The following is a 25453-nucleotide window of genomic DNA, read 5'->3' on the forward strand; positions in this document are numbered from 1 at the left end:
AACTCATGTCAGTCAATTACGGTTCCAAACGCGTCACAACAGGCGCTCGCTACGGTCTGCGCGACTGGTTAGCCCAACGCATTACAGCAGCCCTGATGGCCTCTTTCACCTTGGTGGTGTTGGCGCAAGTTATTTTCACCAGTGGCCCCATTGGCTACGAAGAGTGGTCCGGCATTTTTTCAGCCCAATGGATGAAGTTTTTAACTTTTGTCACCATCCTCTCTTTGCTCTATCACGCATGGGTTGGCATTCGTGACATTTGGATGGACTACATCAAACCCTTGGGTTTGCGTCTTTTCTTGCACGTTGCTTCATTGGCTTGGCTCATCGGTTGCGCTGGCTGGGCTGTTCAGGCCTTGTGGCGTCTTTGATGCCGTTCAGATCCGCTTAAAGACTGAACCCCATCCTTATTCAACAAGAATTCAAACACCATGACTTACACCAAAGACAAGATCGCCACGCGTAAATTTGACGTCGTGATCGTCGGCGCAGGCGGCTCCGGCATGCGCGCTTCATTGCAACTGGCACGTGCCGGTTTGAACGTTGCTGTTCTCTCCAAAGTATTCCCCACACGCTCACACACTGTGGCCGCACAAGGTGGTATTGGCGCTTCATTGGGCAACATGTCCGATGACAACTGGCACTACCACTTCTACGACACCATCAAGGGTTCTGACTGGCTGGGCGACCAAGACGCCATCGAATTCATGTGCCGCGAAGCACCCAAGGTGGTGTACGACCTTGAACACATGGGCATGCCCTTTGACCGCAACCCAGACGGCACCATTTACCAACGTCCTTTTGGCGGTCACACCGCCAACTATGGCGAAAAGCCTGTGCAGCGTGCTTGCGCTGCGGCCGACCGTACCGGTCACGCCATGTTGCACACCTTGTACCAACAAAACGTCAAAGCCAAAACCAGCTTCTTCGTGGAGTGGATGGCCCTTGACTTGATCCGCGACGCCGAAGGCGATGTGGTGGGCGTCACTGCCCTCGAAATGGAAACAGGCGACTTGCACATCTTGCATGCCAAGACTGTGTTGTTGGCCACCGGCGGCGCAGGCCGTATCTTTGCAGCTTCAACCAATGCCTTCATCAATACCGGCGACGGATTGGGCATGGCAGCGCGTGCTGGCATTCCTTTGGAAGACATGGAATTCTGGCAGTTCCACCCCACTGGCGTGGCCGGTGCCGGTGTGTTGCTGACAGAGGGTTGCCGCGGTGAAGGCGCCATTTTGTTGAACAGCAATGGCGAACGTTTCATGGAGCGCTATGCGCCTACATTGAAAGACTTGGCCCCTCGCGACTTCGTGTCACGCTCTATGGACCAAGAGATCAAAGAAGGCCGTGGTTGCGGCCCCAACAAAGACTATGTGCTGTTGAAACTGGACCACTTGGGTGCAGAAACCATTCACAAGCGCTTGCCTTCTGTGTACGAAATTGGCGTCAACTTCGCCAATGTCGACATCACCAAAGAACCCATTCCTGTGGTGCCGACCATCCACTATCAAATGGGCGGCATTCCCACCAACGTCCACGGCCAAGTGGTCACGCAAACGGCCAGCAGCCACAACGCCGTGGTCAATGGCTTGTACGCTGTGGGCGAATGCTCTTGCGTCAGCGTTCACGGCGCCAACCGCTTGGGCACCAACTCTTTGCTCGACTTGTTGGTGTTTGGTCGCGCAGCCGGCAACCACATTGTTGACTTTGCCAGCAAAACCAAAGCGCACAAAGATTTGCCGAAAGACGCAGCCGACTTCACGCTGGCGCGCCTCAACCGCCTCGAAGGTCGCAAAGGCGAATACGCCCAAGATGTGGCCAACGACATGCGCGCAACGATGCAAAAACATGCTGCTGTGTTCCGCACACAGGCCAGCATGGACGAAGGCGTGCAAAAAATTGCCGAGATTCGCGAGCGCGTCAATACCATTGGTTTGACCGACAACTCCAAAGTCTTCAACACAGCCCGTATTGAAGCCTTGGAAGTTGACAACTTGATCGAGTGCGCTCAATCCACCATGGTGTCTGCTGCCGCTCGCAAGGAATGCCGCGGCGCTCACACCGTGAGCGATTACGAGCGTCCAGCCGATGATCCGATCGCACCCTTGGGCCGCGACGATGCCAATTGGATGAAACACACCTTGTGGCACAGCGAAAGCAACAGCCTGACTTACAAGCCCGTCAACTTGAAACCGCTGACTGTGGACTCTGTGCCACCCAAAGTCCGTACGTTCTAAATTACTGAAGGTTGAATCATGACTCTACGTACATTTGAAATCTATCGTTACGATCCTGACAAGGATGCCAAGCCCTACATGCAAACCATTCAAGTTGAATTGGATGGCCACGAGCGCATGTTGCTTGACGCTTTGATGAAGCTGAAAAAAGTAGACCCTTCTTTGTCCTTCCGCCGCTCATGCCGCGAAGGTGTGTGTGGCTCTGACGCCATGAACATCAATGGCAAAAATGGTTTGGCTTGCCTCACCAACATGTTGACATTGCCCGGCAAGATTGTTTTGAAACCACTGCCAGGCCTGCCCGTTGTGCGCGACTTGATCGTTGACATGACGCAGTTCTTCAAGCAATACAACTCCATCAAGCCTTACTTGATCAACGACAGCATTCCGCCTGAAAAAGAGCGTCTGCAAAGCCCTGAAGAGCGCGAAGAACTCAATGGCTTGTACGAATGCATTTTGTGCGCCAGCTGCTCTACTTCTTGCCCTAGCTTCTGGTGGAACCCGGACAAATTTGTCGGCCCCGCTGGCTTGTTGCAGGCTTATCGTTTCTTGGCTGATAGCCGCGACCAAGGCACTGCAGAGCGCCTGGACAATTTAGAAGACCCCTATCGCTTGTTCCGATGCCACACCATCATGAACTGCGTGGATGTGTGCCCAAAGAGCCTCAACCCCACCAAAGCGATTGGCAAGATCAAAGAGATGATGGTGCGCCGCGCCGTCTAATTTGAGAGCACAGACGAGTCCAAACTTTATGGGAGATGAACTGCTTGATGGATTAGATCGCCACACCCCTCTGGGTGAGCGCGCTTTAAGCAAACTTCGTTGGCGCTGCCGACGTGGCTTGTTGGAAAACGATCTTTTCATTGAGCGATTCTTCAATCGCCATGCCTCCCACTTGACCGTGGGTCAAGCCAGGGGCATGTATGTACTGATGGACTTGTCGGACAACGACTTGATGGATTTGCTCATGAAGCGCAAGTCCCTTGAGCCTGAAATGGCAACAGAAGAAGTCAGCGAAGCGCTGAACATGCTGATGGCATAAAGATTGCTATGCATTATCGCAATCACGCAAATTTGAATTGAATGATGACTAGAGGAAATTGAATCATGAAACTTGCTGACAACAAAGCAACCCTGTCGTTCAGTAACGGCAGCCCCAGCATTGAGATGCCCGTCTACAGCGGCAACATCGGTCCTGATGTGATCGACATTCGCAAGCTTTATGGCCAAAGCGGCATGTTCACCTACGACCCCGGCTTCTTGTCGACCGCCTCTTGCCAATCTAGCATCACCTACATCGACGGCGATAAGGGCGAATTGCTTTATCGTGGCTACCCCATCGAGCAATTGGCCAACCATGGCGACTATTTGGACACCTGCTATTTGCTTTTGAAAGGCGACTTGCCAGACGCCAAGCAGAGCACCGACTTCCACAAGCTGGTCAACAACCACACCATGGTCAACGAGCAGATGCAATTCTTCTTGCGCGGTTTCCGCCGAGATGCGCACCCCATGGCCGTCTTGACTGGCTTGGTTGGCGCTTTGTCTGCCTTCTATCATGACAGCACAGACATCAACAACCCTGAGCACCGCGAAATTGCGGCGATTCGCTTGATCGCCAAGATGCCAACTTTGGTGGCGATGGCTTACAAATACGGCGTGGGTCAGCCCTTCATGTACCCCCAAAACAACTTGTCCTACTCAGGCAACTTCCTGCGCATGATGTTTGGTGTGCCTTGCGAAGACTACAAAGTGAACCCCGTGCTTGAACGCGCTTTGGACCGCATCTTCATCTTGCACGCAGATCACGAGCAAAACGCCTCCACTTCTACAGTGCGTTTGTGCGGCTCTTCTGGCACGAACCCCTTCGCTGCCATTGCAGCAGGCGTGGCTTGCCTCTGGGGCCCTGCACACGGCGGCGCCAACGAAGCTTGCTTGAACATGCTCGATGACATCCAAAAAATGGGCGGCATCTCCAAAGTGGGCGAGTTCATGGAACAAGTCAAAGACAAAAACTCTGGCGTCAAGCTGATGGGCTTTGGTCACCGCGTTTACAAAAACTACGACCCCCGCGCCAAATTGATGCAAGAGACTTGCAACGAAGTCTTGGCAGAACTGGGCTTGGAAAACGACCCCTTGTTCAAGTTGGCCAAGCAAGTCGAAAAGATCGCTTTGGAAGACGACTACTTTGTGTCTCGCAAGTTGTACCCCAACGTCGACTTCTACTCTGGCATCGTGCAACGCGCCATCGGCATTCCAGTGAACTTGTTCACCGGCGTGTTCGCACTGGCTCGCACAGTGGGCTGGATTGCACAACTGAATGAAATGATTGGTGACCCCGAGTACAAAATCGGCCGTCCCCGTCAACTGTTTACAGGCTCACCCCGCCGTAACGTGCCTGGCGCTAAATAAGCCGAGTGCCTCGCAAAAAAGCCCGCGTGATCCGCGGGCTTTTTTTTATCTGCTCAAACTGTTGAATGATGAAGTTTTAACTCTTGAGAGAAACCAGAACTTCGTCCAGCATCTTCTTCGCATCGCCAAACAACATGCGGTTGTTGTCTTTGTAGAAGAGTGGATTGTCAACGCCCGCATAGCCACTGGCCATTGAGCGTTTCATCACAATGCTGGTGCGCGCTTTCCAAACTTCAAGCACTGGCATACCCGCAATGGGGCTTGCTGGATCGTCTTGAGCCGCCGGGTTCACGATGTCATTGGCACCAATCACGATGGCCACATCAGTGTCGGGGAAGTCTTCGTTCAGCTCGTCCATTTCCAAGACGATGTCGTAAGGCACTTTGGCTTCAGCCAACAGCACGTTCATGTGCCCCGGCATACGACCCGCAACAGGGTGGATACCGAAGCGAACATTGACGCCTTTTTCGCGCAGGGTTCGGGTGATTTCAAAGACGGTGTGCTGTGCTTGCGCCACAGCCATGCCGTAGCCCGGCACAATGATCACGTTCTTGGCATCGCGCAACAACTCTGCCGTCTCGGCCGCCAAGATGGGACTCACCTCACCCTGCGGCTCGGCACTTGCACCTTCAGCAGGCTTGGGGGCTGCAGCGGTGGTACCAAAACCACCGGCAATCACACTGATGAAACTGCGGTTCATGGCGTTGCACATGATGTAAGACAGGATGGCACCGCTGGAGCCCACCAAGGCACCCACTACGATCAACAAATCGTTGTTCAACATGAAGCCTGTGGCAGCAGCGGCCCAGCCTGAGTAACTGTTCAACATGGAAACCACCACCGGCATGTCGGCGCCACCAATGGCCATCACCATGTGAATGCCAAACAAAAGTGCAATGGCGCTCATGACAAACAGCGGCATCATGCCTTGCTCGATGGTCTCTGCTTGCAAGAACAAGCGACCAAAGTAAACCACCGCCAGCAAACCAGCCAAATTGATCCAATGACGGGCGGGCAGCAGCAAAGGACTGCCACCGATGCGGCCTGACAACTTGCCAAATGCCGCCACCGAGCCAGAGAATGTGACCGCACCGATGAAGATGCCGATGTAGATTTCCATGGCGTGGATGGTGTGCGCTGCACCCTCAAAACCTTTGGTGGCCTCGGGATCGACGAAGGTGGCATAGCCCACCAATACAGCGGCCATACCGACCATGCTGTGCATGAGCGCGACCAACTCGGGCATTTGCGTCATTTGTACTGCACGTGCAGCGTACAAACCAATGGCACCGCCAATCACCAAACTGCCCACAATCCAAGGCGTACCCGCGCTTGTCACTTGAGGGCCCAAGACAGTGGCCAACACGGCCAAGGTCATGCCGACCATGCCGTAGAGGTTGCCACGGCGAGCGGTTTCTTGATTGGACAATCCGCCCAAGCTGAGGATGAAGAGAATGGTTGCGCCAATGTACGCAACCGTAGACAAGTTAGAGGTCATGAATTACTTCTTCCTGATTATTTTCTGAACATCGCCAGCATGCGCTGAGTGACTGCAAAGCCGCCAAACATGTTGATGGCGGTGAGCACCAAGGCGAGCGAAGCCAACACAATGATCAGCGTGTTTGGGCGTGCAGCTGCATTGGCCATGGGTGAGATTTGCACCAGTGCGCCAATGGCAATGATGGAGCTGATGGCATTGGTCACGCTCATGAGGGGGGTGTGCAGGGCAGGCTTGACATTCCAAACCACCATGTAGCCCACAAAGCAGGCCAACACAAACACCGTAAAGTGCGACAGGAACGCAGTCGGCGCATAAAGGCCCACCAGGACAAACAAGACCGCAGCGATGCCCGCCACGATGGCCAGTTGACCAGCAGGCATGGGGCCAGAAGGTTCGCCATGGCCATGGCCTTTTTTGGCGACGGGAGCTGCAACTGGTTTTGGCGCAGGTTTGGCAGCAACCACCAAAGGCGGTGCTGGCCACGTGATGGTGCCCTCTTTGATGACCGTGAGTCCGCGAATGGCATCGTCTTCCATGTTGACGTTGATCACGCCATCTTTGGTTTTGCAGAGCTCTTCAGTTAAGCGAAACAGGTTGGTGCCATAAAGCGTAGACGACTGGCGCGCCATGCGAGATGCCAAGTCGGTGTAACCCACAATGGTGACACCGTGCTTGACCACTGCTTTGCCTGGCTCGGTCAGCTCGCAGTTGCCGCCTTGCTCGGCGGCCATGTCCACAATCACGCTGCCGGGCTTCATGTTGCGCACCATGTCAGCCGTGATCAGCTTAGGGGCCGGTTTGCCAGGAATGAGTGCGGTGGTGATGATGATGTCGCACTCTTTGGCTTGCTGCGCATACATCTCGCGCTGCGCCGCTTGAAAGCCCTCGCTCATGACTTTGGCATAACCGCCGCCGCCAGAGCCTTCTTCCTCAAAGTTCACCTTGACGAACTCGCCGCCTAGCGATACCACTTGGTCGGCCACTTCAGCACGCGTGTCGTTGGCGCGAACGATGGCGCCCAAGCTGGCCGCGGCACCAATGGCTGCCAAACCCGCAACGCCAGCACCGGCAATGAACACCTTGGCTGGCGGCACTTTGCCCGCAGCCGTAATTTGACCGTTAAAGAAGCGACCAAAAGCACCTGCCGCCTCGACCACAGCGCGGTAGCCACTCACACCGGCCATGGAGGTCAGTGCGTCCATTTTTTGGGCACGGCTGAGGGTTCGGGGCAGCGCGTCAATGGACAAGGCAGTGACTTTTTTGACCGCCAGTTGTTGCATCAAATCGGGGTTTTGAGCAGGCCACAAGAAACCGATGAGGGTCTGGCCTTCGTGCATGAGGGCAACTTCCTCGGCCGTCGGTGCGCGGACTTTGAAGACGATGTCGCTGCCGCGCCAAAGTGCCTCAGCGCTGGGCGCAATGCTTGCACCAGCTTGCTCGTAGGCTTGATCGGACAGGTCGGCCAGTTCTCCTGCACCTTTTTCGACGACGACTGAAAAGCCCAGCTTGATCAGCTTGGTGACCACATCAGGTACGGTGGCAACGCGCTTTTCGCCAGGAAATACCTCTTTGGGTACGCCAATGCGTTGGGGACTAGAGGCCGCTTTGCCGTCTAAAACATTGTCACTTGGGTGGACAGTCGTCATGGAAAAGTCTCAATAAAAGTTAACTGATGTAGCTGGCTTGCGCTTCTAGGACCGGCTGTTCGACACTATAGCTTTTCAAGATGCAATTCCATCGATCCTACCCTGCAAATACAGCGTGGGCAATATGCGTTATCAGCTTAAAATGCTGGGCTTGACCCTAGGAAGCACCATGGCACGCACGCTTTACGACAAAATTTGGGACGAACACGTCGTCCACACCGAAGAAGACGGCACCTCCGTCTTGTACATCGACCGTCACTTGGTGCACGAAGTCACCAGCCCCCAAGCCTTCGAAGGCTTACGCCAAGCGGGCCGCAAAGTCTGGCGCGTCAGCTCCATTGTTGCCACGGCTGACCACAATACCCCCACAACTGGTTGGGAGTTAGGCTACGACGGCATCACCGACCCCATCAGCAAAGAACAAATTACCACCCTGGACAGCAACATTGCTGAATTTGGTTCCGCGGCATTTTTCCCCTTCATGTCCAAACGCCAAGGCATTGTGCACGTCATTGGCCCAGAAAATGGTGCCACCCTCCCCGGCATGACCGTGGTTTGCGGCGACTCCCATACGTCCACACACGGCGCTTTTGGCGCCTTGGCCCACGGCATTGGCACCAGCGAAGTGGAGCACGTCATGGCCACTCAAACTTTGTTGGCCAAAAAAGCCAAAAACATGCTGGTAAAGGTCGAAGGCACGGTTGCCAAAGGCATTACGGGCAAAGACATTGTGCTGGCCATCATCGGCAAAATCGGCACAGCCGGCGGTACGGGCTACACCATTGAGTTTGGTGGCTCGGCCATTCGTGCGTTGTCCATGGAAGGTCGCATGACCGTCTGCAACATGGCCATTGAAGCTGGCGCACGCGCTGGCTTGGTGGCCGTTGACGAAAAAACCATCGAGTACGTCAAAGGTCGCTTGTTGTCTCCCACGGGTGTGGAATGGGATCATGCGGTCACTTATTGGAAAACCTTGCAATCCGACGCCGGCGCTCATTTTGATGCCGTGGTTGAAATCAACGCTGCCGAAATCGTGCCGCAAGTCACTTGGGGCACCTCACCCGAAATGGTGTTGGGCATCAACGGCACCGTGCCCGATCCCGACAAAGAAAAAGACGCCAACAAACGCGGCGCCATTGAACGCGCCCTCACGTACATGGGCCTTGAACCCGGCAAAGCGCTGAACGACATTTTTGTTGACAAAGTTTTCATTGGTTCTTGCACCAACAGCCGCATTGAAGACATGCGTGAAGCGGCAGCTGTGGTCAAAAACTTGGGCCAAAAAGTTTCCAAAACCGTCAAGTTGGCCATGGTGGTGCCGGGTTCTGGTTTGGTCAAAGAACAGGCCGAGCGCGAAGGGCTGCACGAGATTTTCAAAGCCGCTGGTTTTGAATGGCGTGAGCCAGGTTGTTCGATGTGCTTGGCCATGAATGCCGACCGCTTAGAGCCCGGCGAGCGTTGCGCCAGCACCAGCAATCGCAACTTCGAAGGCCGTCAAGGTGCAGGCGGACGCACGCACTTGGTCAGCCCTGCCATGGCAGCTGCAGCTGCCATTCATGGTCATTTTGTGGACATTCGTCAATTTGCTTAAGTGCATTTGAGAACGAAGCACTCACACAGTCGATCAAGGAATACACATGCAAAAATTTACAGTTCACAAAGGTCTCGTGGCACCCATGGACCGTGAGAACGTCGACACCGACGCCATCATTCCCAAACAATTTCTCAAGTCCATCCGCAAGACTGGCTTCGGCCCCAACTTGTTTGATGAATGGCGATATCTGGATGCGGGCTACCCTGGCCAAGACCCCACAAGCCGCAAACCCAATCCCGATTTCGTGTTGAACCAATCACGCTACCAAGGTGCGTCCATTTTGTTGGCTCGCAAAAACTTTGGCTGCGGCTCATCACGTGAGCACGCCCCTTGGGCCATTGACCAATACGGCTTCCGTGCGGTCATTGCCCCTAGCTTCGCCGACATCTTTTTCAACAACTGTTTCAAAAATGGCTTGTTGCCCATCGTCTTGCCCGAAAACGTGGTGGCCAAATTGTTTGACGAAGTGGCTGCCTTCCCCGGCTACCAACTCACCATTGATTTAGAGCGCCAAGTGGTGCTTCGTCCCCAAGGCGAGGAAATCCCTTTTGACGTCCAAGCCTTCCGCAAATACTGCCTGATGAACGGCTTGGACGACATTGGCTTGACCTTGCGCTACGCAGACAAAATCAAAGCCTATGAAGCCGAACGCTTGGCCACCAAGCCTTGGTTAGCCCACGTCGCCTAAAAACGTCACAACTCCATCGTTTGAGAAAAGAATCATCATGAAAATCGCAGTTCTGCCGGGTGACGGCATTGGTACCGAAATCGTGGCAGAAGCCGTCAAGGTTTTGAACGTCCTCGACTTGAAATTCGAAATGGAAGAAGCCTTGGTGGGCGGCGCTGCTTACGAAGCCCACGGCCACCCTCTGCCAGAGTCCACCTTGAAACTGGCCAAAGAATCCGATGCGGTTTTGTTTGGCGCGGTGGGCGACTGGAAATACGACAAACTCGACCGACCTTTACGCCCCGAACAAGCCATCCTGGGCTTGCGCAAAAACTTGGGCCTGTTTGCCAACTTCCGTCCTGCCATTTGCTACGAGGAATTGGTCAGTGCCTCTAGCCTCAAGCCCGAACTCATTTCTGGCCTCGACATCCTCATCATTCGCGAACTCACAGGCGACATCTACTTTGGTCAGCCTCGCGGCCGCCGTATTGCCACAGACGGTCACTTCCCAGGTGCCGAAGAAGCCTTCGACACCATGCGCTACTCGCGCCCCGAAATTGAACGCATTGCCCACGTGGCCTTCCAAGCCGCTCGCAAACGCAGCAAAAAAGTCACCAGCGTCGACAAAGCCAACGTGCTTGAGACTTTCCAATTCTGGAAAGATGTGGTCACCGACGTACATAAAGAATACCCTGACGTCGAACTCGAGCACATGTACGTAGACAACGCGGCCATGCAATTGGTCAAGGCGCCTAAGAAATTCGACGTGGTGGTCACAGGCAACATGTTTGGCGACATTTTGTCCGACGAAGCTTCCATGCTGACCGGTTCTATCGGCATGCTGCCCTCCGCCAGCCTGAACAGCCAAAACCAAGGCTTGTATGAGCCAAGCCACGGCAGTGCCCCTGACATTGCGGGTCAGGGTATTGCAAACCCATTGGCTACAATACTGTCTGCTGCCATGATGCTCCGTTTTTCATTGAACCAAGCCGAATCTGCCGATCGCATTGAAACGGCTGTGAAGTCTGTTTTGGCATCTGGTTTGCGCACAGTGGACATCTGGTCCGAAGGCACACAAAAGGTCAGCACCCGCGAAATGGGCGAAGCCGTTGTGAAAGCCATCACGAAAACGACAAAGAGCTAACAGCTCACAACTCGTCATGCCCTTCCGGCTCGACGAGTCGGAATCTCAAAATTAAATTGAAAGGGTGATGACATGAAATTGGTAGGACTTGTAGGCTGGCGCGGTATGGTCGGTTCCGTCTTGATGGACCGCATGCAAGCCGAGGGCGACTTTGGTTTGATTGAACCTTTGTTCTTCTCCACCTCCAACTCTGGCGGCAAAGCGCCCGCCATGGCCAAAAATGAAACGACGCTGCAAGATGCCTTCAACATCGATGCGCTGAAGCGTTGCGACATCATCATCACCGCTCAAGGCGGCGACTACACCACCGAAGTTTTCCCCAAGTTGCGCGCATCAGGCTGGAACGGCCATTGGATCGATGCGGCCTCCACATTGCGCATGGAAAAAGACGCCGTGATCATTTTGGATCCGGTCAACATGCCCGTCATTCAATCTGCACTGAAAAACGGTGGCAAGAATTGGGTCGGCGGCAATTGCACCGTCAGCTGTATGTTGATGGGGGTGGGCGCTTTGTACAAGGCCGGTTTGGTCGAGTGGATGAGCACCCAAACTTATCAAGCAGCCTCGGGCGGCGGCGCGCAACACATGCGCGAGTTGCTCACGCAGTACGGCACCTTGAATTCAGAAGTCAAAGCTTTGCTCGACGATCCCAAGAGCGCCATCTTGGAGATCGATCGCAAAGTCATCGCCAAACAACGCGCACTCACTGGCGAAGAAACTGCCAACTTTGGCGTGCCGCTGGGTGGCTCCCTCATTCCTTGGATCGACAAAGATCTGGGCAACGGCATGTCCAAAGAAGAGTGGAAAGGCATGGCCGAGACCAACAAAATTTTGGGTCAAGGCGAAGGCTTCAATGCGCCAGCAGTTCCTGTCGATGGCTTCTGCGTTCGTGTGGGCGCTATGCGTTGCCACAGCCAAGCCCTCACCTTCAAGCTGAAGAAAGACGTCCCCGTGGCCGACATCGAAGCCATGATCGCTGCCGACAACCAGTGGGTCAAAGTGGTTCCCAACACACGTGAAGCCACATTGAAAGACCTCACACCTGTTGCTGTGACAGGCACCATGACCATTCCAGTGGGCCGCATTCGCAAACTGGCCATGGGTCCAGAGTACGTTGGCGCCTTCACCATTGGCGATCAATTGCTGTGGGGCGCTGCCGAGCCACTGCGTCGGATGTTGCGCATTTTGTTGGACGCCTAATCAGGCCCCCATGCCAAGTCCCCGCACCCTTATTGCTGGCTTCATGAGCGCCTTGGGCGTGTGCTTGAGCGCGCATGCCCTGACGCTGGCCGGCATTGAGGTGCAATCGTTCAAAGGTGAGCCCTTGCGTGCTGAAATCGGCGTGGCCAGTGCCACTGCCGAAGAGTGGGGCCAACTGAGTGTCAAAATTGCGCCAGCAGAGCGGTTTGCCCAACTGGGACTGATCTACTCACCTGCAGTGGGTCAATTGCAAGCTGAGCCCTACGAAACACGCGATGGCACGCAGCGCATTCGCATTACAGGTCCCCAAAGTTTTTCGGACAACTTTGTCGATCTTCTGATTGAAGCCCAAACAGCTTCTGGAAAATGGATCAAGGCCTTCACATTAATGTTGAAGCCTGCGCCCAGCAAATTAGAAACGCCCATACAACTGGCCACGGCAGCAAGCGCAATGGCCAAACCAGCCACTGCCGCACCCACAGAGCACGTGGTGCAAAAGGGAGAAAGCGCCAGCCAAATTATTCAGCAATGGCTGACCGAAGACATGAGCACCCAGCAAATGCTGGTGGCCTTGCTCAAAAGTCAACCCGACGCCTTCATTGAGGGCAACGTCAACTTGCTGCGCGCGGGTGCTGTACTCAAAGCCCCCTCAGCGACAGCTGTTCACGCCATTGACGCCAATGAAGCGCGACAATTTTTGGTCACGCAGCAAAAAGAGTTTCTGGCCTTTTCGCAAGCCGCTGCACAAAGTACGCAATTGATCAAAGGCCAAGCGCCTTCTCGTCAAATGTCTGGCAAAGTGGGCCAAGAAGAAGCCGCGCTCAAAGCAGCTGAAGCCACCATCGATCAGTTGAAGCTGACGCAGGCGAAAATTGAAAAGCAAAATGCTGAAACACGATTGGCAACACAACGTGCTTTACAAGATGCACAAAAGCAGTTGGCCTCTTTGCAAAGCAATGTGGATCAATTGGTTCAACTGACAGCCCCTGCCCCCATCACCGTTGGCCCTGCCGCACCCCAACGTGCTGCCAGCGATGCCGCCATGGGCTGGCTGAACTTAAATCGCTTGTTGGACGCGCCCCATCAAAACGCCTACTTGTGGGCTGCATTGACTTTGCTTGGCGTGTTGGCAGTTTGGGCAGGCTTGCGTGTTCAGGGTCGCCGTGCATCGCCCACGCTCAGCACTTTGATGCCCGCGGCTGACATGGCCACTGCGCCTACCGGCATCACACCTGGCATCAAATTGGAATTGCCTGCAGACATTACGGCATTGGATTTAAACCTGAACCCAAGCACTCAGGCAAGCCAATCAACTGGGCACTTTCGATCGCCCACAACCACCGAGACACTTCAGTGAGAGTTGCGCTGGGCATCACCTACAACGGGCAGCCCTACCAGGGCTGGCAAAGCCAAAGCACTGGCCTGACCATCCAAGATAAATTGGAAAAGGCGCTCAAAGAATTCACCACTCAAAAAGTCACCACCTTGTGTGCGGGTCGAACCGATGCAGGCGTTCATGGCTTGATGCAAGTGGTTCACTTTGATACCCCACTAGAGCGCGACATGGGTTCTTGGGTGCGCGGCACCAACCGCTACTTGCCAGATGACATTTCAGTTCAGTGGGCGCAAGAAGTTCCAGCTGAATTTCATGCGCGCGGCAGCGCTTTGTCCCGAAGGTATGCCTACATCGTTTTAGAGTCGCCCGTTCGGCCCAGCTTGGAGTCTGGTCGCGCAGGGTGGGTCTACCGCGCTTTGGACGAGACGGCCATGCGCCAAGCCGCCCAATACTTGCTGGGTGAACACGACTTCTCCTCTTTCAGGGCAAGCAGTTGCCAGGCCTTGTCGCCCATCAAAACCATGCTGCGCGTGGACATACACAAGCACGGCCCTTACTGGCGCTTTGAATTTGAAGGCAACGCCTTCTTGCACCACATGATTCGCAACATCATGGGTTGCATGGTGACCATTGGCCAAGGCTTTCAGCCCCCCGAATGGATGGCACAAGTGATTGAAAGCAAATGCCGCGATGCCGCAGCGCCCACTTTCTCGCCAGATGGTTTGTACTTTCAAGGACCGGTGTACGACCCTCAATGGGGCTTGCCCACCGAGACACCGCCTTTTCATTGGCTGCCATGAGCTCAGACGCACACCCTACTTTTGTCAAAATTTGCGGTCTCACGCGCGAAGCCGATGTTTTGGATTCCGTGGCGGCGGGCGCCAATGCAGTTGGATTTGTGATGTACCCCCCAAGTGCACGCTATGTTGCCCCCGAACGTGCAGGACAGTTGGCCAAATTACTGCCTTCTGATGTCACGCCCGTCCTGTTGTTTGTGAATGCCAGCCTAGAGGAAGTAGAGGCCGCCTGCCTGGCCGTGCCCAACGCTCTGCTTCAGTTTCATGGAGACGAATCCCCCTTTGAGTGCGACCGTTTGGCCCAAGCTGTGCAACGCCCCTACTGGCGCGCGGCCCGAATTCCCACCGACAACACCGCCTCCTTTGACTTGGTAAAATTCTGCCAAGATTACTCAAATGCCCAGGCCATCCTGCTCGACGCCCATGTCGACGGTTATGGCGGTGGCGGGAAAACATTCAATTGGTCACAGCTTCCTCCAAACGTCAACGCTCACCTCGTTTTGAGTGGTGGATTGACGCCTGCAAATGTGACCGATGGCATTCGCCAGCTTCGGCCCAAAGCCCTGTCTTTGGCCGTTGATGTCAGCTCGGGTGTCGAGCTTGATGGCCAGAAAGGCCTCAAAGACGCCCGAAAAATCCAAGAATTTGTGGCTGCAGTCAAAGCAGCCGATGCCATTGAGTAACACCATGTCCAATTACCAACAACCCGATGCCTCTGGCCACTTTGGCATTTTTGGCGGCAGTTTTGTCAGCGAAACTCTGACACACGCCATCCTCGAATTGCGCGAGGCCTATGCCAAGTACCAAAACGATCCTGCGTTTTTGGCCGAGTTCCAATACGAATTGGCGCACTTTGTCGGCCGCCCCTCTCCCATCTATCACGCTGCTCGCATGAGCCGTGAAGTGGGTGGTGCACAAATCTATTTGAAGCGCGAAGACCTGAACCACACGGGCGCGCACAAAATCAACAACACCATAGGTCAAGCCATGTTGGCCAAGCGCATGGGCAAGCCGCGCATCATTGCCGAAACCGGCGCTGGCCAACACGGTGTGGCAACGGCCACCATCTGCGCGCGCTACGGACTTGAGTGCGTGGTGTACATGGGTGCCGAAGACGTCAAACGTCAAAGCCCCAATGTGTACCGCATGAAACTCTTGGGCGCTACTGTGGTGCCTGTGACATCAGGCAGCAAAACCCTGAAAGACGCCTTGAACGAAGCCATGCGCGACTGGGTGGCCAATGTCGACAACACCTTCTACATCATCGGTACCGTGGCTGGTCCACACCCCTACCCCATGATGGTTCGCGATTTCCAAAGCGTGATTGGTAACGAATGCCTTGAGCAAATGCCGACCCTTTTGGCGCAAACCGGTTTGCACAGCCAACAACCCGATGCCGTTATCGCGTGTGTGGGTGGCGGCTCCAACGCCATGGGTATTTTCTATCCCTACATCAACCACAAGAACACACGCCTCATTGGCGTGGAAGCGGCGGGCGAAGGCTTAGAAAGCGGCAAACACTCTGCCTCTTTGCAGCGCGGTAGCCCCGGTGTGTTGCACGGCAACCGCACCTACATCTTGCAAGACGACAACGGACAAATTACAGAAACGCACAGCATCAGCGCGGGCTTGGACTATCCAGGCGTGGGCCCAGAACATGCCTTCCTGAAAGACATTGGCCGTGCTGAATACGTGGGCATCACCGACCAGGAAGCACTGGACGCGTTCCATTACTTGTGCCGCACCGAAGGCATCATCCCTGCCCTCGAGTCCAGTCATGCTGTGGCCTATGCCAAAAAATTGGCCGCTACCATGAAGCCCGATCAATCCATCTTGGTCAACTTATCAGGCCGTGGCGACAAAGACATCGGCACCGTGGCCGACCTGAGCCAAGCCGATTTCTACTGCCGCCCCAGCTGCCAAGGCCAAGGTGTCAAAGGTGGTTTGCCCATGGGCGAGCAATTTGTGAAAGTCGTCAAATGAGCCGCATTGAAGCCACCTTCGAACAACTGAAAGCCAAGGGTCGACAGGCCCTCATTCCGTACGTCACAGCGGGTTTTCCCTTTGCAGATGTCACACCCGAATTGATGCATGCCATGGTGGCAGCAGGCGCTGACGTGATCGAATTGGGCGTGCCTTTTAGCGACCCCTCCGCCGATGGCCCTGTCATTCAAAAAGCAGGCGACAAGGCCCTGGCATTTGGCATTGGCACCACCCATGTCATTAACATGGTGAAAGCCTTTAGACAAACCAACACCTCCACGCCCGTGGTGCTGATGGGTTATGCCAACCCCATTGAACGCTATGACCTGAAGCACGGCAAAGACGGCTTTATTCGTGACGCCTCAGCGGCTGGCATCGACGGCGTCTTGGTAGTGGACTATCCGCCCGAAGAATGCGTTGAATTTGCCGCCAAACTGCGCGCCCACAACATGGACCTGATTTTCTTGTTGGCCCCTACCAGCACCGATCAGCGCATGCAGCAAGTGGCCGACGTCGCCAGTGGCTACGTGTATTACGTGTCGCTTAAAGGCGTCACAGGCTCCGGCGCACTGAATACGGACGAAGTGGAAGCCATGTTGCCCCGCATTCGCCAAAAAGTCAGCATCCCAGTGGGCGTTGGTTTTGGCATTCGCGATGCCCAAACAGCCCAAACCATTGCCAAAGTGGCCGATGCCGTGGTGATTGGTAGCAAAATCATCCAATTGATAGAAAATGAACCCCGCGATAAAGTTGCCACTGTGGCTGGCGACTTTTTGCGCGGCATTCGTCAGGCCATGGACGCCTGAAACAACCCATAAGGACCTTGACATGAGTTGGCTCGAAAAACTGCTTCCCCCCAAAATTCTGCACACCGACCCGGCCGACCGCCGCAGCGTGCCAGAAGGCTTGTGGATCAAGTGCCCCCAGTGCGAATCTGTGCTTTACAAAACTGACTTGGAGCAAAACCAAAACGTTTGCCCCACTTGCAGTCACCACCACCGCATTGGCGCCCGCGCCCGTCTGAACAACTTTTTGGACAACGAAGGCCGCTACGAAATTGGACAAGAAGTGGTGCCCGTCGACGCTTTGAAATTCAAAGACAGCCGCAAGTACCCCGAACGCATCAAAGAAGCCATGAGCAACACCGGCGAAACCGACGCCTTGGTGGTCATGGGCGGCGCCATCCACAGCATCAACGTGGTGGCCGCTTGTTTTGAATTTGACTTCATGGGCGGTAGCATGGGCTCCGTCGTTGGCGAGCGTTTTGTGCGCGGTGTTGAAACCGCCATCGAACAAAAAGTTCCCTTCATCTGTTTTACGGCCACGGGTGGTGCGCGCATGCAAGAGGGCTTGCTGTCCTTGATGCAAATGGCCAAGACCAATGCCGCCCTCACTCGCTTGGCCAAAAAAGGCTTGCCTTACATCAGCGTATTGACCGACCCCACCATGGGCGGCGTGTCTGCAGGCTTCGCCTTCATGGGCGACGTGGTGATTGCCGAACCCAAGGCCCTGATTGGCTTTGCTGGTCCCCGCGTGATTGAAAGCACCGTGCGAGTAACACTGCCAGAAGGCTTCCAACGCGCCGAGTTTTTGCAAGAAAAAGGTGCCATCGACTTCATTTGCGATCGCCGTGAATTGAAGATGACTGTGGCCAACACCTTGGCCATGCTGACACGCCAGTCAGCCGACGCGGTCAGCTAACCCTGCCCAGAAGCAGCGGACGCCGTCCGCTGCCCTTAAAACCCGCCGTATTGCAAGCCGGCGAGCAACATGCCCGCAATTTGCAAAATGACCAACAGCACCAAGGGCGACAGGTCGATGCCACCCGGTTGAGGAATGGCATTGCGGATGGGTGCCAACCAAGGCTCTACGATGCGCGACAACAGCATCATGCTGCCACTGTTGGGTTGCACCCAAGACAGGATGGCGTACAACAAAATGATGGCGCTCAGGCCAGAAACCAGCCAATGAAGCACGCCAAACAGGCTAGCAATCAAGACCCCGACAAAGGCGGCCTGGGTGCCGCCCAGAACCCACATGGCGGTGACATGACTGAGTTTCATGAGCCATGCAGCCGCAAGACTGGAAGTATCCAAGCGCCCCACAGCGGGCAGTACACGCCGTAGCGGCATGACCAACCAGTCTGTGACCGCAAAGACAAAGCGTCCAATGGGGTTCTGAAATGGCAAACGCTGCCATTGCATCACCAAGCGCATCAAACATGCGCCGCCCACCAAGCCAGTGGCCACATCCAAGATCAAATTGACAATTTGTAGAAACACAGAAGTCCTCCGAGTGTGTGGATGATAGCGGCAGCCCCAAGGAATCGTAAAATAACGGATTCGCGCTGACCTTCAGCGTTTTACGGGTTTTGAACACCCCCTACCGAAGTGCACTTCATGTCAGACACGCCAGCAGAAAATCAAACCACCCCCGTCGTTGACGAGAACCAGCTGATTGCAGAACGTCGCAGCAAACTCAAAGCCCTGCGTGAAGCGCAAGCCCAAGGCAAAGGCGTGGCATTCCCCAATGACTTCAAGCCTGAAGACCGTGCAGAGCCCCTCACACTGGCGCACGGCGAGAAAGCAGCCGAGGCCTTAAAGGGCGAAGGCGTCACGCCTGTGAAGGCCAAAATTGCTGGCCGCATGATGCTCAAGCGCGTGATGGGCAAGGCCAGCTTTGCCACCTTGCAAGATGCCACCGGTCGTTTTCAAATTTATGTCACACGCGACGACATTGGTGAAGAAGCCTACAACGATTTCAAACATTGGGACTTGGGCGACATCGTGGCCGCTGAGGGCTACTTGTTCAAAACCAAAATGGGCGAGCTGTCATTGCATGCCTCCAGTGTTCGCATGCTCACCAAGAGCTTGCGCCCTATGCCCGACAAGTTCCATGGTGTAGCCGATCAAGAAATCAAATACCGTCAACGCTATGTTGACTTGATGATGGACGAAGACGCGCGCAAACGCTTTACGGCGCGCAGCAAAGCTGTCAGTGGCATTCGCGACTTCATGGTCAAGCACAACTTCCTAGAAGTTGAAACGCCCATGCTGCACCCCATTCCTGGCGGTGCCAATGCACGTCCCTTTGCCACACATCACAACGCACTCGACCAAGAAATGTTCTTGCGCATTGCGCCAGAGTTGTATCTCAAGCGTTTGCTGGTGGGCGGTTTTGAGCGTGTGTTCGAAATCAACCGCAACTTCCGCAACGAAGGTATTTCCGTTCGCCACAACCCCGAATTCACCATGATGGAGTTCTATGCGGCGTATTGGAACTACCAAGACTTGATGGGCTTTACCGAAGAATTGATTCGCGATGCCGCCATGAATGCCGTGGGCCATTTGCAACTGAGCTATGCCGGCAAACCGGTCGACTTGGCCAAGCCATTTGCACGCCTCACTATTCGTGAAGCCATTGTGAAACACACTGAGGCTGGCGACAAAGTGGACGACGCGGCATGGCTCACTCAAGCCCTGCAAAAGCTGGGCATGAGTGAAGCCAAGAACAACCTGTCTAAGAAATCATTGGCCGGTTTGCAGGTGTTGTACTTCGAAGAAACCGTGGAAGAAAAACTGTGGGAGCCCACGTTCATCATGGAGCACCCCACCGAAATTTCCCCCTTGGCCCGCGCCAACGATGAGCGCCCAGAAGTGACCGAGCGTTTTGAGCTCTACATCACAGGCCGTGAATTTGGTAACGGCTTCTCTGAGTTGAACGACGCCGAAGACCAAGTGGCGCGCTTCCAAGCACAAGTGGATGCCAAAGACAGCGGCGACGATGAGGCCATGTACTTTGACCACGACTTTGTGCGTGCCTTGGAATACGGCATGCCACCTGCTGGCGGTTGCGGCATTGGCATTGACCGCTTGATGATGCTGCTGACTGACAGCCCGAGCATTCGCGATGTGATTTTATTCCCTGCACTTAAGCGAGAACAAGAATAAAAAATAGCGCCTCAGGCGCTATTTTTTATGTACTTCAATGCTTAGGTAACTGATCTTGTGGGCGTGCCACATTTGGCACTTCCTTGACCTCTACGTCCACCACATCTGCATCATTTTTTGCGCCAACGCCCCAGCCACCAAATGGCGATTTGCTGCGGGCCATGTCTTGGTAACGTTGCCACACCACAGCCACTTCAGGCTTGCGGCCACGCACCAAGGACCACAGGGCGCCAAACAACAAAGTGAACAGCAACACGCAAAGCATGCCGAGCACAAATACCAGCCCCAGCAAACTGAAGAAGACTTTGAAAATCCAAGCAACGAATTGCATATCAGGGCAAGCAGGCTAAGGCTTGTTGGTAATTGACCGAGCGGACCAAATCATCCCAAGCCAGTGCAGGCGATGAAGGCAACAGTGCCAAACGGCGTGCTTCACTGACTTCATCAGGCTGCCACCAGCCTTTCACTTGGGCTTCTGCCAGGCCATCCAAGACCTCGTCGATGACTTTGCTTCCCTTCAATGATTGATTGCACAGCAACGCCAAGTCACAACCCGCCTGAAGTGCAGCCAAGGCACCTTGCGAGAAGCTGATGGCTTGACCGTCTAATACTCGCGCCCCAGCCATGGACAAATCATCACTGAATACAGCTCCTGTAAATTCCAACTGCTCTCGCAAAATACCTTGAATCCAAGTGGCAGAAAAACCAGCAGGTCGTGAATCAATTTTGGGGTAAATCACATGGGCTGGCATCACGGCCGTCAATTCGTTGGTCAGCCACTCATAAGGCTTGGCATCGCCTTTCAAAATGGCTTTGAGGCTGCGCTTGTCGATGGGCATGTCCACATGGGAGTCCGCCTTGACATAGCCGTGACCCGGAAAGTGTTTGCCACAGTTGCCCATGCCAGCACGCCGCAAACCATGCATCAGGCTATTGGCCAAAAAGCTCACATGTCTGGGATCGCGGTGGAAAGCGCGGTCGCCAATGACACTGCTTTCGCTGTAATCTAAATCGAGCACCGGCGTGAAACTGAAATCCACACCACAGGCACGCAACTCTGCTGCCAATAAGTAACCCACAGCAGAGGCTGCCTGACAGGCTTTCAAGACGCCTTCGCCTTCAAGCCCCTTGCCATCTTGTGACCACATCTCACCCAAGCGACGCATGGCTGGCAAATGCGTAAAGCCATCAGTTCTAAAGCGCTGCACTCGGCCGCCCTCATGGTCCACGCAAATGAGCAAGTCTTTTCGTACCGCTTTGATCTCAGCACACAAAGCTGTGAGCTGCGGCCGACTTTGCCAATTGCGGCCAAACAAAATGATGCCGCCAGTTAAAGGATTTTTCAGGCGCTTTTTGTCTTGCGCTGTGAGCGCGTGACCTTCAATGTCAATGATGAGTGGTGCTTGAATGTTCATGCCGTTCTTTCCACCACGCAATAACTACCGGCGTAATCCGCCTCGTCCGTCACGCTGATGTGTGCTTTTAAATGTTGGGACTCAAACCACGTTTTCAAGGCACCATGCAAAATAATCACGGGTTGCCCAGAGGGCAGTTTGCCAATTTCGCAAGAGCGCCAGGTCATGGGCATTCTCATGCCCATGCCAATGGCTTTGCTAAAAGCCTCTTTGGCAGAAAACCGAGTTGCCACATAGCGCACGCCACGTTCTGGCCACCTTGCGCCACGTGCTTTGTAGGTGACAAATTCGGCGTCACTCAAGACTTTTTGAGCAAAGCGATCACCATGCTTCTCCAAGCTAGCTCGGATACGCCTCACGTCACACAGGTCGGTCCCAATGCCGTAAATCATGGCCTGGCTCCTGCTATCGGCCTAAGGCCTTCAAATAGCCGCGAACAGTGGCCCCATAGCCAACTTCCAATGCATCAGCAATTAATGCGTGACCAATGGAAACCTCCAACAGGCCCGGTACTGCTTGTGCAAATGTTGGCAAGTTGTCCTGGTTCAAATCATGGCCGGCATTGACACCCAAACCCAGCGCCATGGCAGCTTTGGCTGTGGCCACATACGTTTCCAAACAAGCTGCATTGGCGGATGAGCCAAAGGTCGCGGCATAGGGTTCCGTATAAAGTTCAACGCGATCTGCACCCACTTGCTGCACCGCTTGCATCTGCTCTGGTTCAGGATCCATGAACAAACTGACGCGTACACCCAAGGACTTGCATTCATCTATCAAAGGTTTGAGCTGGGCTGCGTCCTTCGGAAAGGACCACCCATGGTCACTGGTGAACTGGCCTTCGCTGTCGGGCACGAAGGTCACTTGGTGAGGCCGATACGTTCTGACAAAGTCCATCAGTTGATGAAACGGATTGCCCTCAATGTTGAACTCCCGGTCAGGCCAGCGTTTCATCAACTCTGCCAATTCCACCACGTCTGTTGCGCGAATGTGGCGCTCGTCGGGCCGCGGGTGAATGGTGATGCCTTGTGCGCCAGCCTCTAAGCACATTTGTGCGGCTTTCAGGACACTGGGAATTCCCAAGTGGCGCGAATTGCGAAGCAAGGCCACTTTGTTGACGTTGACGGACAGCGCCGTTTTGGAATGAAGGGTCATGAGGGGCTCACAAACTTTGAATGTCGATCATCATTTGACGGGTCTTTAAAGTGCCGACACCGCAATGGTAATTGAGCAAGGTGCGAAGTTGGGTGCGAAGTGGCGTCAGCATGTCCAAACTCAAACGTAGCGTGTTTGTAAAAGCGGATGCCCCATCCAAGGCAGTTTGAAGCGCTGTCCACTGAGCGCCCGTCAATGCATGACGGTCATCGCGATGCGCCAAGCGCAAACCACCCTCTGGCACCAAGCAATAGTCACGGGTCTCTTCCAAGTCGGCCAAGGTGAGCGTTTGGCAATTCAAACTCGGTAACAAACCAATTTCTCTCAGCAATAAAAGCTCAAACACGCGCAATGAGGCTTGAAGCAATTCGCCCGGCTCTGTGGCCATGACCCGCACAGTCGCTGCATAAGCGTCGAACAATAAAGGATGAGGATCTTCCCTCGCCAACAATTTGAGAAGCAACTCGTTCAAGTAATACCCAGAGAGCAAGGCGTCGCCAGTGGGCATCACATGACCACCCACCCACTCGGCCGACTTCAAAGTGCGAATGTCTGCGTCGCCGCCATAAGCCACTTGAATGGCCTGAAGGGGCAGCAAGACGGGCCTGAACGAGGAACTGGGCTTCTTGGCACCCTTGGCCACTAAAGCGACACGTCCATGGTGACGCGTGAATACTTCGAGGATGAGACTGGACTCGCTCCAATCGTAGCGGTGCAGCACATAGGCCGGCTCATCCGAAATTCGTTTCAAGACTGCGGCCATGGCCTGCGCTTTTTATTCGTAACCGAAGGAGCGAACACGCGCTTCGTCGTCGGCCCAGCCAGAGCGAACCTTGACCCACAACTCGATGAACACTTTGACATCCATGAGTTTTTCAAGCTCTTGTCGCGCTTCGGTTCCGATGCGCTTCAAACGCTCGCCTTTGTCGCCAATGACCATGGCCTTGTGGCCTTCGCGCTCGACCACAATGGTGGCCGCAATGCGAATCATGCGATTGGCAGAGCGGCTGGGTTCTTCTTCGAACTTGTCGATCACCACCGTGGAGGTGTAAGGGAGTTCATCACCTGTGAATCGGAACAATTTTTCGCGAACAATTTCGCTGGCCAAAAACTTTTCGCTGCGGTCAGTCAGTTCATCTTCGCCATACCACCAGGCTTGCTCGGGTAGGTACTTCTCGCAGTAGCCCATCAAACGCTCAATGTCCTTGGCGTTTTTGGCCGACATGGGCACAAACTCAGTGAACGGATGACGCTCTTGCATTTCTTTGAGCCAAGGCGCCAATTCTTCGCGGCGATTGATGGCGTCCAGCTTGTTGGCAATCAACAAAACCGGCACATTGGGCTTGAGCAAGGCCAACACTTTGGCATCGGCGGTGTTGAACATGCCCGCTTCAACCACAAACAAAACCAAATCCACATCGCCCACAGCACCGAGAACAGTTTTGTTCAGAGACTTATTCAAAGCCGTGTTGTGACGGGTTTGAAAACCGGGTGTGTCGACAAACACGTACTGCGTCGCCCCTTCAGTGCGAATGCCTGTGATGCGGTGGCGCGTGGTTTGCGCTTTGCGTGACGTGATGCTGATTTTTTGACCGACCAAAGCATTGAGCAAAGTGGATTTACCCACATTGGGCTTGCCCACAATGGCCACCAAACCGCAACGTTGGGCGGGGTTGGTTTCAGTGTTCATCCGCGTGCCTTGACTTTCAAAATTTCAAGCATGGCAGCTGCCGCGGCTTGCTCACCGGCACGACGCGAAGGACCGCTGCCGTGTTGTGAGAGACTGAGTTCGGGAATGTCGCAAGCGACATCGAAAATTTGACGGTGGGCGGCGCCTGAGGTGGCCACCACACTGTATTGGGGTAACTGCAATTTACGGCCTTGCAACCACTCTTGCAATTCTGTTTTGGGGTCTTTGGCTGCCGCTTGCATTTGCGGCGTGATCTCGACATTTTGAAAAAGAGCATGTACCCATTTTTCCGCCACATCGTAGCCAGCATCTAAGAAAACGGCGCCAATCAAGGCTTCCAGGGCATCGGCCAGAATAGAAGGACGGCGTTGACCACCCGATTTCAACTCACCTTCACCCAGCTTCAAGCAAGCCGGAATTTCGAGTTTGAGCGCCAGTTGGTGCAAGGTCTCTTGCTTGACCAAATTGGCACGTACACGAGACAAATCGCCTTCAGGCAAATCGCGCAACTGCTCAAACAGCAAGTGTGCCACGGCCAAATTCAAGACAGAATCGCCCAAAAATTCGAGACGTTCGTTGTGATCCGCTGAAAAACTCCGATGCGTAATTGCGCGTTCAAGCAAAGCCACGTCTTTGAAGTTGTGGTTCATGCGGACTTGCAACTGAATTAGACCGTCGTTCAAACTGTTGACCTGTTCAATGTTTAAAAATGTGCAAACCTGATCTTGC

26 protein-coding genes are annotated in these 25453 nt (G+C 54.5%); 16 read left to right on the forward strand and 10 right to left on the reverse strand.

Annotated features, from left to right (window positions below; all coding sequences use genetic code 11):
* Nucleotides 1–5: 5 nt before the first annotated feature.
* The 5 genes from sdhD (at nucleotide 6) to gltA (ending at nucleotide 4649) form a co-directional block, all read left to right on the forward strand.
* Nucleotides 6–371: a succinate dehydrogenase, hydrophobic membrane anchor protein gene (sdhD, locus tag L103DPR2_RS11940; protein ID WP_055361285.1), complete on the forward strand. Its 366-nt coding sequence runs from the start codon at nucleotides 6–8 to the stop codon at nucleotides 369–371.
* Nucleotides 372–431: 60 nt separating this feature from the next.
* A complete protein-coding gene (gene sdhA, locus L103DPR2_RS11945; RefSeq protein ID WP_055361286.1) occupies nucleotides 432–2237 on the forward strand; it encodes a succinate dehydrogenase flavoprotein subunit in 1806 nt (601 codons plus the stop codon).
* Nucleotides 2238–2255: 18 nt separating this feature from the next.
* On the forward strand, nucleotides 2256–2960 hold the full coding sequence (locus L103DPR2_RS11950; protein ID WP_055361287.1) for a succinate dehydrogenase iron-sulfur subunit: 705 nt from the start codon (nucleotides 2256–2258) through the stop codon (nucleotides 2958–2960).
* Nucleotides 2961–2988: 28 nt separating this feature from the next.
* Nucleotides 2989–3279, forward strand: coding sequence for an FAD assembly factor SdhE (locus tag L103DPR2_RS11955; protein WP_055361288.1), 291 nt, complete (start codon nucleotides 2989–2991; stop codon nucleotides 3277–3279).
* A 65-nt stretch (nucleotides 3280–3344) separates the two neighbouring features.
* The gene (gltA, locus tag L103DPR2_RS11960) at nucleotides 3345–4649 is read left to right on the forward strand and encodes a citrate synthase (RefSeq protein ID WP_055361289.1); all 1305 of its coding nucleotides are present in this window, start codon (nucleotides 3345–3347) and stop codon (nucleotides 4647–4649) included.
* A 76-nt stretch (nucleotides 4650–4725) separates the two neighbouring features.
* Here the strand turns inward: gltA and pntB are convergent, their stop codons facing one another.
* Both pntB and L103DPR2_RS11970 read right to left on the reverse strand, forming a co-directional pair.
* Nucleotides 4726–6147 (reverse strand): Re/Si-specific NAD(P)(+) transhydrogenase subunit beta, encoded by a 1422-nt coding sequence (gene pntB, locus L103DPR2_RS11965; protein WP_055361290.1) that lies wholly within the window; start codon nucleotides 6145–6147, stop codon nucleotides 4726–4728.
* A 17-nt stretch (nucleotides 6148–6164) separates the two neighbouring features.
* Nucleotides 6165–7796: a Re/Si-specific NAD(P)(+) transhydrogenase subunit alpha gene (locus tag L103DPR2_RS11970; RefSeq protein ID WP_055361291.1), complete on the reverse strand. Its 1632-nt coding sequence runs from the start codon at nucleotides 7794–7796 to the stop codon at nucleotides 6165–6167.
* A 169-nt stretch (nucleotides 7797–7965) separates the two neighbouring features.
* Between L103DPR2_RS11970 and leuC the strand changes: the two genes are divergently transcribed.
* The 10 genes from leuC to accD all read left to right on the forward strand — a co-directional run bounded on the left by leuC (nucleotide 7966) and on the right by accD (nucleotide 18218).
* Complete coding sequence (leuC, locus tag L103DPR2_RS11975) at nucleotides 7966–9387, forward strand: 3-isopropylmalate dehydratase large subunit (protein WP_055362020.1); 1422 nt, start codon at nucleotides 7966–7968, stop codon at nucleotides 9385–9387.
* Between the two features lie 46 nt (nucleotides 9388–9433).
* Complete coding sequence (leuD, locus tag L103DPR2_RS11980) at nucleotides 9434–10078, forward strand: 3-isopropylmalate dehydratase small subunit (RefSeq protein WP_055361292.1); 645 nt, start codon at nucleotides 9434–9436, stop codon at nucleotides 10076–10078.
* Between the two features lie 37 nt (nucleotides 10079–10115).
* Complete coding sequence (gene leuB / locus L103DPR2_RS11985; RefSeq protein ID WP_055361293.1) at nucleotides 10116–11201, forward strand: 3-isopropylmalate dehydrogenase; 1086 nt, start codon at nucleotides 10116–10118, stop codon at nucleotides 11199–11201.
* Between the two features lie 72 nt (nucleotides 11202–11273).
* Nucleotides 11274–12401 carry an aspartate-semialdehyde dehydrogenase gene (gene asd, locus L103DPR2_RS11990; RefSeq protein ID WP_055361294.1) on the forward strand — a complete coding sequence of 376 codons (1128 nt, stop codon included), beginning with the start codon at nucleotides 11274–11276 and terminating at the stop codon, nucleotides 12399–12401.
* Between the two features lie 10 nt (nucleotides 12402–12411).
* A complete protein-coding gene (locus L103DPR2_RS11995; protein WP_055361295.1) occupies nucleotides 12412–13758 on the forward strand; it encodes a type IV pilus assembly protein FimV in 1347 nt (448 codons plus the stop codon).
* The gene (truA, locus tag L103DPR2_RS12000) at nucleotides 13755–14537 is read left to right on the forward strand and encodes a tRNA pseudouridine(38-40) synthase TruA (RefSeq protein WP_055361296.1); all 783 of its coding nucleotides are present in this window, start codon (nucleotides 13755–13757) and stop codon (nucleotides 14535–14537) included. Before L103DPR2_RS11995 ends, truA begins: the two co-directional genes overlap by 4 nt.
* Complete coding sequence (locus tag L103DPR2_RS12005; protein ID WP_082466903.1) at nucleotides 14534–15217, forward strand: phosphoribosylanthranilate isomerase; 684 nt, start codon at nucleotides 14534–14536, stop codon at nucleotides 15215–15217. Before truA ends, L103DPR2_RS12005 begins: the two co-directional genes overlap by 4 nt.
* Before the next feature lie 4 nt (nucleotides 15218–15221).
* On the forward strand, nucleotides 15222–16517 hold the full coding sequence (gene trpB, locus L103DPR2_RS12010; protein ID WP_055362021.1) for a tryptophan synthase subunit beta: 1296 nt from the start codon (nucleotides 15222–15224) through the stop codon (nucleotides 16515–16517).
* Nucleotides 16514–17323, forward strand: coding sequence for a tryptophan synthase subunit alpha (trpA, locus tag L103DPR2_RS12015; RefSeq protein ID WP_055361298.1), 810 nt, complete (start codon nucleotides 16514–16516; stop codon nucleotides 17321–17323). The genes trpB and trpA overlap by 4 nt, the downstream gene beginning before the upstream one ends.
* 22 nt (nucleotides 17324–17345) lie before the next feature.
* A complete protein-coding gene (gene accD, locus L103DPR2_RS12020; protein ID WP_055361299.1) occupies nucleotides 17346–18218 on the forward strand; it encodes an acetyl-CoA carboxylase, carboxyltransferase subunit beta in 873 nt (290 codons plus the stop codon).
* Between the two features lie 35 nt (nucleotides 18219–18253).
* Here the strand turns inward: accD and L103DPR2_RS12025 are convergent, their stop codons facing one another.
* Nucleotides 18254–18799, reverse strand: coding sequence for a YggT family protein (locus tag L103DPR2_RS12025; RefSeq protein WP_055361300.1), 546 nt, complete (start codon nucleotides 18797–18799; stop codon nucleotides 18254–18256).
* Between the two features lie 117 nt (nucleotides 18800–18916).
* Between L103DPR2_RS12025 and lysS the strand changes: the two genes are divergently transcribed.
* Nucleotides 18917–20467, forward strand: a complete 1551-nt coding sequence (gene lysS, locus L103DPR2_RS12030) for a lysine--tRNA ligase (RefSeq protein WP_055361301.1) — start codon at nucleotides 18917–18919, stop codon at nucleotides 20465–20467.
* A 34-nt stretch (nucleotides 20468–20501) separates the two neighbouring features.
* Here lysS and L103DPR2_RS12035 read toward each other — a convergent pair whose 3' ends face one another.
* From L103DPR2_RS12035 to rnc, 7 genes are read right to left on the reverse strand one after another with little or no spacing between them, the layout of a single operon-like run.
* Nucleotides 20502–20798 (reverse strand): hypothetical protein, encoded by a 297-nt coding sequence (locus tag L103DPR2_RS12035; protein ID WP_055361302.1) that lies wholly within the window; start codon nucleotides 20796–20798, stop codon nucleotides 20502–20504.
* Nucleotide 20799: 1 nt separating this feature from the next.
* A complete protein-coding gene (gene nagZ, locus L103DPR2_RS12040; protein ID WP_055361303.1) occupies nucleotides 20800–21882 on the reverse strand; it encodes a beta-N-acetylhexosaminidase in 1083 nt (360 codons plus the stop codon).
* Nucleotides 21879–22274, reverse strand: a complete 396-nt coding sequence (acpS, locus tag L103DPR2_RS12045) for a holo-ACP synthase (protein WP_055361304.1) — start codon at nucleotides 22272–22274, stop codon at nucleotides 21879–21881. Before acpS ends, nagZ begins: the two co-directional genes overlap by 4 nt.
* A gap of 13 nt (nucleotides 22275–22287) precedes the next feature.
* Nucleotides 22288–23034, reverse strand: a complete 747-nt coding sequence (locus L103DPR2_RS12050) for a pyridoxine 5'-phosphate synthase (RefSeq protein ID WP_055361305.1) — start codon at nucleotides 23032–23034, stop codon at nucleotides 22288–22290.
* Between the two features lie 7 nt (nucleotides 23035–23041).
* On the reverse strand, nucleotides 23042–23797 hold the full coding sequence (gene recO / locus L103DPR2_RS12055; protein WP_055361306.1) for a DNA repair protein RecO: 756 nt from the start codon (nucleotides 23795–23797) through the stop codon (nucleotides 23042–23044).
* A gap of 12 nt (nucleotides 23798–23809) precedes the next feature.
* On the reverse strand, nucleotides 23810–24724 hold the full coding sequence (gene era / locus L103DPR2_RS12060) for a GTPase Era (protein WP_055361307.1): 915 nt from the start codon (nucleotides 24722–24724) through the stop codon (nucleotides 23810–23812).
* On the reverse strand, nucleotides 24721–25374 hold the full coding sequence (rnc, locus tag L103DPR2_RS12065) for a ribonuclease III (RefSeq protein WP_055361308.1): 654 nt from the start codon (nucleotides 25372–25374) through the stop codon (nucleotides 24721–24723). Before rnc ends, era begins: the two co-directional genes overlap by 4 nt.
* Nucleotides 25375–25453: the final 79 nt, after the last annotated feature.

The sequence above is a fragment of the Limnohabitans sp. 103DPR2 genome (assembly GCF_001412575.1).
Lineage (GTDB): Bacteria > Pseudomonadota > Gammaproteobacteria > Burkholderiales > Burkholderiaceae_C > Limnohabitans_A.

Coding starts and splice junctions, on each gene's coding strand:
- sdhD (WP_055361285.1), top strand. CDS start 6: ATGTCAGTCAATTACGGTTCCAAACGCGTCACAACAGGCGCTCGCTAC.
- sdhA (WP_055361286.1), top strand. CDS start 432: ATGACTTACACCAAAGACAAGATCGCCACGCGTAAATTTGACGTCGTG.
- L103DPR2_RS11950 (WP_055361287.1), top strand. CDS start 2,256: ATGACTCTACGTACATTTGAAATCTATCGTTACGATCCTGACAAGGAT.
- L103DPR2_RS11955 (WP_055361288.1), top strand. CDS start 2,989: ATGGGAGATGAACTGCTTGATGGATTAGATCGCCACACCCCTCTGGGT.
- gltA (WP_055361289.1), top strand. CDS start 3,345: ATGAAACTTGCTGACAACAAAGCAACCCTGTCGTTCAGTAACGGCAGC.
- pntB (WP_055361290.1), bottom strand. CDS start 6,147: ATGACCTCTAACTTGTCTACGGTTGCGTACATTGGCGCAACCATTCTC.
- L103DPR2_RS11970 (WP_055361291.1), bottom strand. CDS start 7,796: ATGACGACTGTCCACCCAAGTGACAATGTTTTAGACGGCAAAGCGGCC.
- leuC (WP_055362020.1), top strand. CDS start 7,966: ATGGCACGCACGCTTTACGACAAAATTTGGGACGAACACGTCGTCCAC.
- leuD (WP_055361292.1), top strand. CDS start 9,434: ATGCAAAAATTTACAGTTCACAAAGGTCTCGTGGCACCCATGGACCGT.
- leuB (WP_055361293.1), top strand. CDS start 10,116: ATGAAAATCGCAGTTCTGCCGGGTGACGGCATTGGTACCGAAATCGTG.
- asd (WP_055361294.1), top strand. CDS start 11,274: ATGAAATTGGTAGGACTTGTAGGCTGGCGCGGTATGGTCGGTTCCGTC.
- L103DPR2_RS11995 (WP_055361295.1), top strand. CDS start 12,412: ATGCCAAGTCCCCGCACCCTTATTGCTGGCTTCATGAGCGCCTTGGGC.
- L103DPR2_RS12005 (WP_082466903.1), top strand. CDS start 14,534: ATGAGCTCAGACGCACACCCTACTTTTGTCAAAATTTGCGGTCTCACG.
- trpB (WP_055362021.1), top strand. CDS start 15,222: ATGTCCAATTACCAACAACCCGATGCCTCTGGCCACTTTGGCATTTTT.
- trpA (WP_055361298.1), top strand. CDS start 16,514: ATGAGCCGCATTGAAGCCACCTTCGAACAACTGAAAGCCAAGGGTCGA.
- accD (WP_055361299.1), top strand. CDS start 17,346: ATGAGTTGGCTCGAAAAACTGCTTCCCCCCAAAATTCTGCACACCGAC.
- lysS (WP_055361301.1), top strand. CDS start 18,917: ATGTCAGACACGCCAGCAGAAAATCAAACCACCCCCGTCGTTGACGAG.
- L103DPR2_RS12035 (WP_055361302.1), bottom strand. CDS start 20,798: ATGCAATTCGTTGCTTGGATTTTCAAAGTCTTCTTCAGTTTGCTGGGG.
- nagZ (WP_055361303.1), bottom strand. CDS start 21,882: ATGAACATTCAAGCACCACTCATCATTGACATTGAAGGTCACGCGCTC.
- acpS (WP_055361304.1), bottom strand. CDS start 22,274: ATGATTTACGGCATTGGGACCGACCTGTGTGACGTGAGGCGTATCCGA.
- L103DPR2_RS12050 (WP_055361305.1), bottom strand. CDS start 23,034: ATGACCCTTCATTCCAAAACGGCGCTGTCCGTCAACGTCAACAAAGTG.
- recO (WP_055361306.1), bottom strand. CDS start 23,797: ATGGCCGCAGTCTTGAAACGAATTTCGGATGAGCCGGCCTATGTGCTG.
- era (WP_055361307.1), bottom strand. CDS start 24,724: ATGAACACTGAAACCAACCCCGCCCAACGTTGCGGTTTGGTGGCCATT.
- rnc (WP_055361308.1), bottom strand. CDS start 25,374: ATGAACCACAACTTCAAAGACGTGGCTTTGCTTGAACGCGCAATTACG.